The 13483-nt window shown below is 53.9% G+C and carries 14 protein-coding genes; 6 read left to right on the top strand and 8 right to left on the bottom strand.

The genetic code is table 11. The features are described from left to right. Positions 1–17: 17 nt before the first annotated feature. Positions 18–608 (bottom strand): GTP cyclohydrolase II, encoded by a 591-nt coding sequence (ribA, locus tag F3J31_RS02195; protein ID WP_008501210.1) that lies wholly within the window; start codon positions 606–608, stop codon positions 18–20. A 197-nt stretch (positions 609–805) separates the two neighbouring features. Here ribA and pgpB point away from each other — a divergent pair, with 197 nt between their 5' ends. The 5 genes from pgpB to yciH all read left to right on the top strand — a co-directional run bounded on the left by pgpB (position 806) and on the right by yciH (position 4455). Further along, a complete protein-coding gene (gene pgpB, locus F3J31_RS02190; protein WP_126533740.1) occupies positions 806–1573 on the top strand; it encodes a phosphatidylglycerophosphatase B in 768 nt (255 codons plus the stop codon). 148 nt (positions 1574–1721) lie between these two features. Beyond that, positions 1722–2030, top strand: a complete 309-nt coding sequence (locus tag F3J31_RS02185; protein ID WP_008501212.1) for a LapA family protein — start codon at positions 1722–1724, stop codon at positions 2028–2030. 6 nt (positions 2031–2036) lie between these two features. Then, a complete protein-coding gene (gene lapB / locus F3J31_RS02180) occupies positions 2037–3206 on the top strand; it encodes a lipopolysaccharide assembly protein LapB (RefSeq protein ID WP_167211101.1) in 1170 nt (389 codons plus the stop codon). 185 nt (positions 3207–3391) lie between these two features. Then, a complete protein-coding gene (gene pyrF / locus F3J31_RS02175; protein ID WP_126533741.1) occupies positions 3392–4129 on the top strand; it encodes an orotidine-5'-phosphate decarboxylase in 738 nt (245 codons plus the stop codon). Beyond that, the gene (yciH, locus tag F3J31_RS02170) at positions 4129–4455 is read left to right on the top strand and encodes a stress response translation initiation inhibitor YciH (RefSeq protein ID WP_045908885.1); all 327 of its coding nucleotides are present in this window, start codon (positions 4129–4131) and stop codon (positions 4453–4455) included. Before pyrF ends, yciH begins: the two co-directional genes overlap by 1 nt. 105 nt (positions 4456–4560) lie before the next feature. Here the strand turns inward: yciH and osmB are convergent, their stop codons facing one another. The 3 genes from osmB to F3J31_RS02150 form a co-directional block, all read right to left on the bottom strand. Next, on the bottom strand, positions 4561–4779 hold the full coding sequence (gene osmB / locus F3J31_RS02165) for an osmotically-inducible lipoprotein OsmB (protein ID WP_008501216.1): 219 nt from the start codon (positions 4777–4779) through the stop codon (positions 4561–4563). 260 nt (positions 4780–5039) lie between these two features. Next, positions 5040–5792: a DNA-binding transcriptional regulator YciT gene (locus F3J31_RS02155; RefSeq protein ID WP_045908884.1), complete on the bottom strand. Its 753-nt coding sequence runs from the start codon at positions 5790–5792 to the stop codon at positions 5040–5042. A gap of 44 nt (positions 5793–5836) precedes the next feature. Next, on the bottom strand, positions 5837–6019 hold the full coding sequence (locus tag F3J31_RS02150) for a hypothetical protein (protein WP_045908883.1): 183 nt from the start codon (positions 6017–6019) through the stop codon (positions 5837–5839). A 193-nt stretch (positions 6020–6212) separates the two neighbouring features. On the opposite strand from F3J31_RS02150, the gene F3J31_RS02145 reads away from it, so the two are divergent. Next, positions 6213–7082: a crotonase/enoyl-CoA hydratase family protein gene (locus F3J31_RS02145; protein ID WP_032674921.1), complete on the top strand. Its 870-nt coding sequence runs from the start codon at positions 6213–6215 to the stop codon at positions 7080–7082. Here the strand turns inward: F3J31_RS02145 and pdeR are convergent. The 4 genes from pdeR to fabI all read right to left on the bottom strand — a co-directional run bounded on the left by pdeR (position 7079) and on the right by fabI (position 13346). Further along, positions 7079–9070 (bottom strand): cyclic di-GMP phosphodiesterase, encoded by a 1992-nt coding sequence (gene pdeR, locus F3J31_RS02140; RefSeq protein ID WP_045908882.1) that lies wholly within the window; start codon positions 9068–9070, stop codon positions 7079–7081. The genes F3J31_RS02145 and pdeR overlap by 4 nt on opposite strands. A gap of 323 nt (positions 9071–9393) precedes the next feature. Continuing rightward, complete coding sequence (locus tag F3J31_RS02135; protein ID WP_032647557.1) at positions 9394–11328, bottom strand: exoribonuclease II; 1935 nt, start codon at positions 11326–11328, stop codon at positions 9394–9396. Between the two features lie 88 nt (positions 11329–11416). Continuing rightward, positions 11417–12403 (bottom strand): CMD domain-containing protein, encoded by a 987-nt coding sequence (locus F3J31_RS02130; RefSeq protein ID WP_167211098.1) that lies wholly within the window; start codon positions 12401–12403, stop codon positions 11417–11419. Between the two features lie 154 nt (positions 12404–12557). Continuing rightward, positions 12558–13346 (bottom strand): enoyl-ACP reductase FabI, encoded by a 789-nt coding sequence (gene fabI, locus F3J31_RS02125; protein ID WP_003856831.1) that lies wholly within the window; start codon positions 13344–13346, stop codon positions 12558–12560. Between the last annotated feature and the right edge of the window lie 137 nt (positions 13347–13483).

Genomic DNA, 13483 nt, shown 5'->3' with positions numbered 1-13483 from the left:
ATCAATTTCAGGTAGCATCACTCTTTCAGCAGATGGCCCATTTTGGCGGCTTTGGTATCAAGGTAGTGGGCGTTTTTCGGGTTACGGCCGACAATCAGCGGTACGCGTTCAACGATGTTGATCCCGGCTTCGGTCAGGATCTCCACTTTCTTCGGGTTATTGGTCAGCAGACGTACTTCGTCCACGCCCAGCAGCTTGAACATATCGGCGCACAGGGTGAAATCACGTTCGTCCGCGGCAAAACCGAGCTGATGGTTCGCTTCAACCGTATCGTAGCCCTGGTCCTGAAGCGCGTAGGCGCGAATTTTATTCAGCAAACCAATATTACGTCCTTCCTGACGGTGATAAAGCAGCACGCCGCGGCCTTCTTCAGCAATATGAGAAAGGGCTGCTTCCAACTGGAAACCGCAATCACAGCGCAGGCTGAACAACGCATCGCCGGTGAGACACTCTGAATGGACGCGGGACAGCACCGGTGTCTGCCCTGAAATGTCGCCATACACCAGTGCGACATGATCCTGTCCGGTTGCCAGTTCTTCAAAACCCACCATCAGGAAATCGCCCCATGGGGTTGGCAGTTTGGCTTCTGCCACACGTTTAAGCTGCATGTGATTCTCCAGAGTAGGCTGACACGTTTCGTGCCTGTGCCCTGTTTTGCTTTCTGTATCAGTTTATTTTGCCACAAGCTCAGCATGTTCGCCTAATGGGCACCATGCTATATGAACGTTAAACGCACGATCCGACATCTCCACCAGGTGAATAAATTTCAGTTATGATTGTGACGCTTAGCGAAAAAGGAGAAGACATGCATTCAATCGCCAGACGTACGGCAGCAGGTGCGGCCATTTTACTGATTATGCCTTTGGCCGTATGGCTTTCCGGGTGGATGTGGCAGCCCGGGCAGAACGCCACGTGGTTGAAAACGTTATACTGGATTACGGAAACGGTCACCCAGCCCTGGGGAATTATTACCCACGTTCTCCTCTGCGCCTGGTTTCTGTGGTGCCTGCGCTTTCGTCTGCGCGCCGCGCTGATGCTCTTTGCGATCCTCGGTGGCGCTATCCTTATCGGTCAGGGCGTAAAATCCTGGGTGAAAGATCGCGTTCAGGAGCCGCGTCCTTTTGTCGTCTGGCTGGAAAAAACGCACCATGTTCCGGTGGATGAGTTCTACACTTTAAAGCGTAAAGATCGCGGCGCGCTGGTCAAAGAACAGCTTGCTGAACAGCAGGATATCCCGAAATTCTTGCGAAAACACTGGCAGAAAGAGACCGGGTTCGCGTTTCCTTCTGGCCATACCATGTTTGCCGCCAGTTGGGCGCTGCTGGGGGTTGGGCTGCTTTGGCCAAGACGCCGAACGGTCACTATCGTGATTCTGCTGGGCTGGGCGACAGCGGTCATGGGCAGCCGCTTACTGCTGGGGATGCACTGGCCACGGGATCTGGTCGTTGCCACGCTCATCTCGTGGCTGCTGGTGATGCTGGCGACCTGGCTGGCTGAACGATTCTGCGGCCCGCTAACGCCACCGCCGGAAGAGAAAGAAGAAATAGCCGAAAGGGACCAAACGGACGCCTGACGGTTGATATTCCGCATTTTGCCCATAGATCCATGACGTGCGCGTCACTTTTTCCGTTTCGCGCCCGTCACTAAAATGGTAGTTTATAAGGCTGATTGCGTTAAGTTGAACACACTTTATTCGCTTGAACCACATAACGGGAAGTAATGTGAAATATTTACTCATTTTCTTACTGGTATTGGCGATTTTTGTCATTTCAGTCACATTGGGTGCACAAAACGATCAGCAGGTGACGTTTAACTATCTGCTGGCTCAGGGTGAATACCGTGTGTCGAGCCTGCTCGCGGTCTTATTTGCTGCAGGCTTTGCCATTGGCTGGCTGGTTTGCGGTTTGTTCTGGTTAAAAGTCCGTGTTTCGCTTGCGCGCGCAGAACGTAAAATCAAACGACTCGAACATCACATTGCGCCTGCGTCCGACATGCCGGAAAGCTCTGGCGTGCCGGTCGTGAAGGAATAATCGACGATGCTGGAGTTGTTGTTTCTGCTTTTGCCTGTCGCCGCAGCCTATGGCTGGTATATGGGCCGCAGAAGTGCGCAACAAACAAAACAGGATGAGGCCAACCGACTCTCCCGCGACTACGTTGCGGGGGTCAACTTCCTCCTGAGCAATCAGCAGGACAAAGCGGTGGACCTGTTCCTCGACATGCTGAAAGAGGATACGGGGACCGTTGAAGCGCATCTTACCCTGGGTAACCTGTTCCGCTCGCGCGGCGAGGTTGACCGCGCCATTCGTATTCACCAGACCCTGATGGAAAGCGCCTCGCTGACCTACGATCAACGACTCCTGGCCGTACAACAGCTGGGACGAGATTACATGGCCGCGGGGTTATACGATCGCGCTGAAGATATGTTCGCTCAGCTGGTGGATGAAACAGATTTCCGCATCGGCGCGTTGCAGCAGCTCCTGCAGATTTATCAGGCCACCAGCGACTGGCAAAAAGCCATTGATACGGCCGAACGTCTGGTGAAGCTGGGTAAAGATAAGCAGCGCGTTGAGATAGCCCATTTCTACTGTGAACTTGCCCTTCAGCAGATGGGCAACGACGACATGGATAAAGCCATGACGTTGCTGAAGAAAGGTGCCGCCGCGGACCGCAACAGCGCCCGTATCTCTATCATGATGGGGCGCGTCTTTATGGCGAATGGCGACTACGCCAAAGCCGTTGAAAGCCTGCTGCGGGTTATCGATCAGGACAAAGAGCTGGTCAGTGAAACGCTGGAGATGCTGCAAACCTGCTATCAACAGCTGGACAAGCAGGAAGAATGGGTGTCGTTCCTGCGTCGCTGCGTGGAAGAGAATACCGGCGCAACCGCGGAACTGATGCTCGCTGACGTTGTTGAGCAGTATGAGGGTGGCGACACCGCGCAAGTCTATATCACCCGACAGCTTCAGCGTCATCCGACGATGCGGGTCTTCCATAAGCTGATGGATTACCACCTGAACGACGCGGAAGAAGGGCGCGCCAAAGAGAGCCTGATGGTGCTGCGCGACATGGTTGGCGAACAGGTGCGCAGCAAGCCGCGCTACCGTTGCCAGAAGTGTGGTTTTACCGCTTATACCCTCTACTGGCATTGTCCTTCATGCCGGGCCTGGTCAACCATCAAGCCAATCCGCGGCCTGGACGGGCAGTGATTTTTTAAAAGCCTTCATTTTAGTTACAACATACTGATAGCTTTTAGCACTTTCTCAACACCGTGCGGTTTGCCAGCCTGGCAGGGACATAAATGGCTTCTGTCAATTTGCGGCGGCGGCAGGTAGAATGCTGGCCGTTTATCTGTTCCGCGCCGCTGCGCGCCCATAGACGAAAAGGGCTGGTCATGACGTCTGTTACATCCTCCACTTCCCGCGTAATTACGGATTCTCCTGTTGTTGTTGCGCTTGATTACAATAAGCGTGACGCTGCACTGGCGTTTGTCGACGGTATCGACCCTCGCGACTGCCGTCTGAAAGTTGGCAAAGAGATGTTCACGCTGTTTGGACCGCAAATCGTTCGCGATCTGCAACAGCGCGGCTTTGACGTTTTCCTCGACCTCAAATTCCATGATATTCCGAATACCACGGCCCACGCCGTTGCTGCAGCCGCAGAGCTGGGTGTATGGATGGTCAACGTCCATGCGTCGGGTGGGGCAAGAATGATGACCGCCGCCCGTGAGGCGCTCCTGCCGTTCGGTAAGGACGCGCCGTTGCTGATCGCCGTCACCGTGCTGACCAGTATGGACGAAAGTGATTTACGCGACCTCGGCGTGACGTTGTCACCTGCGGAACATGCTGAACGTCTCGCGCGTCTGACGCAGCAGTGCGGCCTGGATGGTGTTGTCTGCTCCGCGCAGGAAGCGGTACGTTTCAAATCAGCACTGGGCCAGGATTTTAAACTCGTCACGCCAGGGATTCGCCCTGCGGGCAGCGATGTGGGCGATCAGCGCCGCATTATGACGCCTGAGCAGGCGCTGGCAGCGGGCGTTGACTATATGGTTATCGGGCGTCCGGTGACGCAGTCTGTAAACCCGGCTGAGACGCTTAAGGCTATCAATGCATCGCTGAACAAGGGGGCGTAATGACCGATTCCAACAGCCGTCTGGTCTACTCAACCGATTCCGGGCGGATAGACGAACCGAAAGCCAAAGTGGAGCGTCCAAAGGGAGACGGTATCGTTCGGATTCAGCGTCAAACCAGCGGACGTAAGGGGAAAGGGGTCTGCCTTATCTCAGGCATTGATCTGGATGATGCAGAACTGACTAAGCTGGCTGCCGAGCTGAAAAAGAAATGTGGCTGCGGCGGTGCCGTAAAGGACGGGGTTATTGAAATCCAGGGTGATAAACGTGATTTAATAAAATCACTGCTGGAAGCCAAAGGCATGAAAGTTAAACTGGCAGGCGGCTAAAATAAATGAGCCACGGCAAATGCCGTGGCTCGTGTTATATACGTGCGTATGTCAGACCTGAAATGCGTTTAAATATCGCAATATCGAGGAAGGCTTAGATAATAATTATTTGCCAACCTGGTGACCGATAATACCACCGACAGCAGCGCCACCTAATGTACCCAGCGTACTACCATCCGTTAATACTGCACCACCGAGAGCACCGGCACCGGCACCAATCGCGGTGTTACGGTCACGTTTAGACCAGTTAGAGCATGCGCTCAGGGACATTGCTACAGTGATTGCCAGAACAGCGGCGGCTAATTTTTTGCTGGTTAAGGTCATAATACTTTCTCCTGAATTATCGATTCACGGAAAGATGTACACGTTAAGTATAGACGAATCGAATACTTAATTCTTTTCCCCGTGAAAGCTGGTCGCGCAGGCGTTACTTCATCACGCAGGTGATAGTCACTTCCTGTTATATCGCTAACAGTAATTTTACGACTTTAGGGCAGGTTATACAGGTAAAAACTCTTAAAGCAGGGTTAAGAATCATCTCAGAGAAAGAACATGCGCGCCCGAAATTCGGGCGCGGAGGGAAATCAGGCGCTGGTTTCAATAATATTGACGATCAGACCGCTCTCTTCGAGTTTATTGCGATGTGCTTCGCTCAAACGATCATCGGTAATCACACGGCTAAAGCGTGAAGCGGGACCCATCGTGTAAGGATGAACGGCTCCAAATTTAGAGCTGTCGGTGAGCACAATGGCTTCGCACTCTTTTTCCAGTACGGCATTGACCACGTCAGAGCGCATCATATCCCGGCCGGTAAAACCTGTCTCCGGCTGCCAGCCGTCAATCCCGATAAAGGCCTTACTGAAATGAACCTGCTGGACGTACTGACGGGTCAGCGGGCCAACCATGCTTTCGCTTTTTTTCTGATAAATACCGCCGAGCAGAATCACCTCGCAGCGCGTCTCTTTAAGCAGATGCGCGATATAGCTACTGACGGTGATGATGGTAACGTCTTTTTGATCGGCAAGTGTTCGCGCCAGAAGGGCATTACTGCTGCCGTTTTCAATAAAGACGGTCTCACCGTTGTTCACCAGGGAGGCAGCAAATTCCGCCAGTTCACGTTTGAGCGCATAGTTGTTCATCATGCGCGTCTCAACGTCATCACTGTCCAGCGGGACCGCATAGCCGTGCGCGCGACGCAGGTAGCTCTGTTTTTCCAGCAGATTAAGATCCTGACGGATGGTGACTTCAGAAACGCCAGTGGTTTTCGCGAGATCGACTACGCTTACGCGTCCCTGATCGATGACCATCTGCAAAATGAGTTGTTGTCGGGAATTCATAGCATCCATTTAATAAAGCGAAACGAGGTCGGAAACGGTGGGCGTTAAACTTCCCACGGCGCTTTTGGCTGTCTGTTTTCGGGCGCAGCGTCAGCGCCATGCTGAGCAAGAAGTTCAGACTTCAGGATCTCAAGATTACGGATAGCAGAGTGATAATCGCCCGCCACCAGGATATCCAGCACGGTATCAATTCGTTGTGCTACAGCTTGTGCGTCAATCGTAGACATAATCTCACCCCAGGCGCGAAAAGTTAATATTTTCAATGATGCAGAAATTGGGTTCAAAAGAGAAGGGAAAAAATGCAATAACTAAATTACATAAACGGAAGTGATAAAATTATTCCCCCTCATACAGCGGGCTTATTGAGTGGATTAGTCTAAAACTGCGCGCAACGCGCTTTTTTATAGGAGGAAGTAGACTATGACAGTTATCAATCAGCCTACCTGTACACTGTTTACCGATACTGAACGGTTCACCCAGCTGTCAGGGTATTACGAGGCGGAGCGACATACCGTCTGGATGATGTTACGGGCTCAGCCACGGCCTTGCTTTAACCATGCGTTGATAGAGGAGATCATGAATTTTTCATGGCTCGTCCGCCAGTCTGGTTTTGCGGTTGATTTTTGGGTGACCGGATCGCTGGTTCCCGAAATGTATAACGCGGGCGGTGACCTGCAGTTCTTCGTTGAGTGCATTCAGCACGGTCGACGTGAAGCGTTACGGGCCTATGCGCGCGCCTGCGTTGATTGCGTGCATGCAGCCTCACGGGGATTTGATACGGGGGCCATCTCTCTGGCCATGGTCGAAGGCAGCGCGTTAGGAGGTGGGTTTGAGGCCGCTCTTGCGCACCATTTCGTTCTGGCTCAGCGCGATGCCCGTTTAGGTTTCCCCGAAATTGCCTTTAACCTGTTTCCGGGCATGGGGGGATATTCCCTGGTTGCACGCCGTTCAGGCATGAAGCTGGCAGAGGAGCTCATCTACAAAGGGGAATCCCATACGGCGGAATGGTACGAACAGCACGGCCTGGTGGATCTCCTGTTTGAACCCGGACAAAGCTATGTCTCCACCCGAACCTTCATCGACACGCTACGGCCAAAACTGAATGGCGTGAGGGCGATGCTGCGCGCCCGGACGCGCGTTCTGCAATTGCCGCGCAGTGAACTGATGGACATCACGGAGGACTGGGTAGACGCGGCTTTCTGCCTTGAACCGAAAGATATCGCCTATATGGAGCGTCTGGTGATGCTGCAAAACCGCCATCACGCGGCGGGCTTGCGTAAAGCCAGTTAATGCTGCTTTCGCGCCTGATATCGTTTTAGCCATCGCTCGAATGCGGCAGCGGGCATCGGCTTAGCAAACAGAAAACCCTGCCGTTCGTTGACGCCGTTCTTGGTCAGAAAGGCGTCTTCTTTTGCATTTTCGACCCCTTCGGCAATCACCTGCAGGTTTAACGCCTGCGCCACCGCGACGATGGCGCGCACCAGTGACTGGGAGATGGACTGCTTATGAATATCCCTGACAAACGATTGATCGAGTTTTATGGCGTCAATAGGGAAGCGGGCCAGCTGCGAAAGGGAGGAGTAGCCGGTACCAAAATCGTCGAGATGAATTTGCGCCCCCAGCCTGCTGAACTGCTGGATCACGGAGAGCGCCAGCTCTTCGTTCTCGATAAGACAGCTTTCGGTTAATTCGACATCCACCGGGCAGTATTCAAAGTTAAGATCCTTCAGCGCCTGCTTTAAGTCGCTAAAGATAGTCTGGTCGGCCAGCTGACGCGCAGAGACGTTCACGGCCACGCGCAGGTTTATTCCCTTATCGCGCCATTTTGCCACCTGGCGAACCACATCGAGCATCACCCAGCGGCCCAGCGGCACGATCAACCCCGACTCCTCGGCATAAGAGATAAACTCCAGCGGTGGGATCAAACCGCGTTCGGGTGATTGCCAGCGGACCAGCGCTTCCAGGCTTCTGACCTCGCCGCGCCAGGTGATTTTTGGCTGGTAGTGGATCAGGAGCTGATCGTTATCCAGCGCTTTACGCAGGTTGGTATCCAGCCAGAGATACTCAAACACGCGTTGGTTCATCTCGGGCGAGAAGACGCAGAACTTGCCCCGGCCGTTCTCTTTGGCGGTGTACATGGCGGTATCGGCGTTACGAATCACGCTTTCCCGGTCGTTGCCATGCTGCGGGGCGAGGGCGATGCCCAGGGAACAGCCGGTGTAAATCTCAATCAGGCCGATTCGGAACGGCTGGCGCAGGCGGGTTAAAATGCGCGACGCCATCGCTTCCAGAGAGCCCTGAGAGGTATTGGTGGCCATGACGATAAACTCATCACCGCCAAGTCGCGCCAGCACCTGTTCCTCATCCAGACAGCTCAAAATGGCGAGCGCGACAGCCTGTAACAGCTGATCGCCAAACATATGGCCGTAAGCGTCGTTGACCTTTTTAAAGTTGTCCAGATCGAGATACACCACGCCAACCTGCGTGTCGCCGCGGTGAGTGATGGCGTCAGAAATCAGGTCATGGATTGCATTGCGGTTTGGCAAGCCAGTGATGGTATCGGTATTGGCCAGCACGCGCAGCCGTTCCTGAGCGCGGCGTTCCTCGGTAATATCGGTACCGGAACAGATAAGGAAAATTTCATTTTTACCGCTGCCGCTGTGAACGAATTTGTTTCTGAACAGAAACAGTCGTTGCCCTTTACGCGTTTTGATCCAGCGCTCGACTTCATAGGAACTGCCGTTGCGGAAGAAACCGGAAATATTGCGCTTTGAGGCTGCCGCTTCGCTGCGGCTCATAAACAGCTTAAACACGTTCTGGCCAATCACTTCCTGCTCTTTCAGGCCGGTATACTCTTCGCTCAGTCGGTTAAAGCGCTGAATATTGCCGTTCTGATCGAGGATAACAATCACGGAGTTAGCCTCTGAAACGACCTGTTCCGCGAAAGAGAGCCCCTGAGCCAGGTCGCGCGCCACGGAGGGGGTATCATGCCAGGCGGAAGCGGTACCGGCCCACTCGTTACGGGTAATTTTCCGCCCAACAAGGTGAACCGGGAGGTCTTCCCCGAACAACGAGAGCGTCATGGAAATGCTGGAGGTAATCACGGTTAAGTGACGGATAAGATCGGCCTGATCGTCGTCCAGCGCAATCACCTGAGTGACATCGGCATTTTCACTGGCGGCAAGGTGCAGAGCATTGCTGTCAGCTGACAAACGCCACCATGGGCTGTGAGTCCCCATGTAGCGAAACAGCAAATTCTGCTCCAGATCGTCCATCATGTTTTCTCCCGCAGCTGTTCATTAGCGCACAAATTATTCATTTGCAGTCGACTTTTCCGTTGAGAAACAGCGGTAAAACCGAAGTGAACTTATTGTTTTTCCCTGATTTCTGATAATAAAACGAGTCAGGTTAAAAAGGATACTGGGCGTATAAAAATTCACGTAACCGAATATAACAACACTCTTTTACTGTAGATAATTATGGCGAATTTGGGCGAAGGGAGACTGAAAATAGTAAGAAAAAATAATGCTTTTGTGGCGGGGGTAAAAAGAAAAATTGTCGGCACTTCCGGAAAGGAAATGACCGACAATTGAACAGATTATCAGGCGACAGGACGCGCGATAATACTGCGGGTTTCCATACGGACTTCAGCAATGGTGACGTCAATCACGTCGGTGACTTTGTAAACTGTTTCACCTTTAATTTGCACCGTACCGTTTTCCTGACTACAGACCATTTCATCGCGCACAGCATGCAGGAATGGCGCAGGAATAAACGCGACAGCACCGTTATCGACCAGACGGACGCGCATCCCTCCGCGGCTGATATCGATGATTTCTGCGGCGAAACGGGTATCCGTACCGGCTTTATCCTGCAGGAAGCGTGCGTACAGCCAGTCGCCAACATCACGTTCCGCCATGCGGTTCAGACGACGGCGATCGGCCATCTGCAGCGTGGTGTCCTCCTGAGGACGGGCAACGGTTTCGCCTTTGATAATCGCTTTCAGCAGACGGTGGTTAACCATATCGCCATACTTACGGATCGGTGATGTCCAGGTCGCGTAGGCTTCGAGGCCGAGACCAAAGTGCGGGCCAGGCTCGGTGCTGATTTCTGCGAAGGACTGGAAGCGACGAATGCGGCTGTCCAGGAAGCCCGATGGCTGCGCGTCCAGTTCGCGGCGAAGCTTGCAGAAGCCCGGCAGCGTGAGCACTTCTTCCGGATCGACGTGCACGTCGTGATTCTTCAGCAGGGCTGCCAGCGCTTCGGTATTCGCCGGATCAAAGCCGGTATGAACGTTGTAAATGCCAAAGCCCAGCTTATCGCGCAGCACGCGTGCGGCACAGATGTTGGCGGAGATCATCGCCTCTTCAACGATGCGGTTCGCAATGCGTCGCGGTTCGGCCACGATATCCAGCACTTCGCCTTTCTCACCCAGAACAAAGCGATAATCCGGGCGATCTTTGAACACCAGCGCATGGGTTTGACGCCACTCGCCGCGGTTCAGACAGATGCGATGCAGCAGACGGATCTGCGCGGCAATGGCGTCTGATTCAGGTTTCCAGCTACCGGTATTTTCCAGCCAGTCGGAGACGTTATCGTAGGCCAGCTTGGCTTTCGACTCGATGGTGGCGGCAAAGAACTCGATATCGTCTTCAATCGCGCCATCCGCAGCAATGGTCATGCGGCAGGCAAGGACCGGACGCACTTCATTCGGACGCAGCGAGCAGAGATCGTCTGACAATTCACGCGGCAGCATTGGGATGTTGAAGCCCGGCAGGTAGTTCGTGAACGCACGGATTTTCGCCGTTTCGTCAAGCTTGCTGCCTTCAACAATCCAGGCGGTTGGATCGGCAATGGCAACGGTCAGGTGCAGTTTGCCGTCGGCGCTCTCTTCAGCGTAGAGCGCATCGTCCATATCTTCGGTGCTGGCGCTGTCGATGGTGACAAACTCCAGCGCGGTAAGATCGCGACGCGTCAGACCTTCGTCCTGCATCTCGGTTGCCACGCCGTTCGGCGCTTCTTTTTCAAGATTGTGGCGTGCCAGCGTGACCCACCATGGCACGAAATGATCGGCGCCAAAGGTAATGAACTGGGTCAGTTCCGCATAAAAACCGCGATCGCCTTTCAGAGGATGACGGCGCATTTCTGCTACGGCCCAGTCACCTTCTTTAAAATCATGCTCAACACCACGGGCGGCGCGGCAGGGAATGGCATCTTTCAGCAGAGGATGATCCGGCACGATAGAAAGGCGATCGTCTTTTCGCTGCACCTTACCCACAAAACGGGTCAGGAACGGTTCGATCAGTTCTTCCGGTTCGGCGGACTCGCGATCCTTCTCGGTATGAATGACGGCCATGACGCGATCGCCATGCATCACTTTCTTCATCTGCGGTGGCGGAATGAAGTAGCTTTTCTGCGCGTCAACTTCAAGGAAGCCAAAGCCCTTTTCCGTGGCTTTTACGACCCCTTCTGCACGCGGCGTCTGGGAATGCAGTTGCTGTTTAAGCTGCGCTAGCAGCGGGTTGTCCTGAAACATAATGTTCTATTTTCGTAGCCATTGAGCGGCTGACAGTTTTACGCGATTCTCACTGTCTCAGCAAGCGGTCTTTGGGTAATGAGTGTGGTTATTCCTCTTTACCAAACGCCACTTTCAGACGATTGAGCCAGCCATCAAACGCACTTTGGGTAAGCAGCGTGATGGCATATTCACCCTGGAGTCCTTGATCCGTGAGCGGGATAAACTGCGCGGCGCTGAAGCGGTCTGGAGAGCGGGTCAGCAGTTCGAGCGCTGCCGAAAGTGCGGGGGAGGTCTGCGGGATCTCTGCGCGGCTGTTTAACAGGATTTCTCCGGTCAGGTCGAGCAGCGTCGGCTCATGACAAAGCACCGGCGTCAACGCCTCGAGCGCGGGTTCGACCTGCCAGCGGGACAGGGACTCCAGCTGATGCGCATTCGCGTAGCGCAGCTCGACGACGGGTAAAAGCGGCATCCACGCATCGTGGCTCGCGGGAAGCGTGTGCGGCTGAATATGATGCCCCGGCAACCAGCGAACAGGATGTCCCAACAGGGCCTGGAAAATCGCGACCACGCGCGCCTGAAAACCGATAAAGCCGATAATCTGGTTAATCACCACGATGTCGTACGTGGACAGGCCCACCTCATCAAGCTGGTTCCGGGCTTTATCATCAATGACATCAGGAGAGCTGGCGAGCTGGCGGGCATACTGGGTGATTTGCGCCAGGCGGCGGTTGCTTTCGCGCGAGGAGTCCGGGCCGGGAAGCGGGGCGAGGAGGGCGGCGTAGTGGTTACAGAGCCGCTGAACGCCGCAGGCCTGTGCGACCGTTAACGCGGTACTGAGCCGATCGTAAGCGCTGAGCGTATGCAGTCGGTTCACGGGAATTGAGAGTGGAAACAGCTGGTGGCATAAGGCTCTGGCAGGAGTAAGCCAGCCAGAACAGGCGGCGACAATCTCATCAGGCAGGGCTAAATCGAGCAAAAAACGATCGTCGACGTTAGCGGCTTCGGGCACCAGGGGCAGAACATCCGTCTGCGCGTGGTTTGACTGGGTTTCGTGATACCAGTGGCCTTTGCCGGAAAAACGGCGTTGTTCCATGTGCGTTCCTTGATCTCAAAATGGCGATCAATATCCTGGCGTAAGGCAGATAAAGGGAAAAATATTGTTAGGTGATAACAAATAGCAGAACGGAATAACGAAGGGGTGACGCGGGGGGAAATACTCTCTTCCCGGGCGGGAAGAGAGTCACAGCTTATTTAATTTCCAGCTCGTTCATTGCAGCGATGTTGAAGCCGCCGTCAACGTGAACCACTTCGCCGGAGATACCCGCGGAAAGGTCAGAGCACAGGAATGCTGCAGAGTTACCCACATCTTCAATGGTAACGGTACGACGAATCGGGGTAACCGCTTCGCAGTGTGCCAGCATTTTACGGAAATCTTTAATACCGGAAGCGGCCAGGGTGCGGATAGGACCTGCAGAGATGGCGTTAACGCGCACGCCTTCAGGACCCATTGCGTTCGCCATGTAGCGTACGTTCGCTTCCAGAGACGCTTTAGCCAGACCCATAACGTTGTAGTTAGGGATAGCACGTTCAGCGCCCAGGTAGGACAGGGTCAGCAGGGCTGCGCCCGGGTTCAGCATCGCGCGGCAGGATTTCGCCATCGCAACGAAGCTGTAGGAGCTGATGTCATGCGCGATTTTGAAGCCATCACGGGTAACCGCATTCACGTAGTCGCCGTCCAGCTGGTCGCCAGGAGCGAAGCCGATGGAGTGAACGAAACCGTCGAATTTCGGCCATGCTTTTGCCAGTTCAGCAAACATGCCGTCGATGCTTTCGTCTTGTGCAACGTCACATTCCAGAACAATGCTGGAACCCAGCTGCGCGGCAAACTCTTCAACACGGCCTTTCAGCTTGTCGTTCTGGTAGGTGAACGCCAGCTCAGCGCCTTCGCGATGCATTGCCTGTGCGATGCCGTATGCGATGGACAGTTTGCTGGCAACGCCAGTCACCAGAATGCGCTTACCGGAAAGAAAACCCATAGCTTTAATCCTTATATTCATTGCTTATTTTGCCTTGTAATTCATAGCGTTACAGGCAGTATTTCAAAATCATTCGAAATTAGCTCGAAATTATAGCCCACTCACAGCCCCTTGTGTCACGATATTTCTCGCACTTC

The organism is Enterobacter sp. Acro-832 (assembly GCF_011752745.1).
Taxonomy (GTDB): domain Bacteria; phylum Pseudomonadota; class Gammaproteobacteria; order Enterobacterales; family Enterobacteriaceae; genus Enterobacter; species Enterobacter quasiroggenkampii.
Note: the sequence above shows the minus strand (reverse complement) of the source record. Positions and strands in the feature narration are given on the sequence as shown.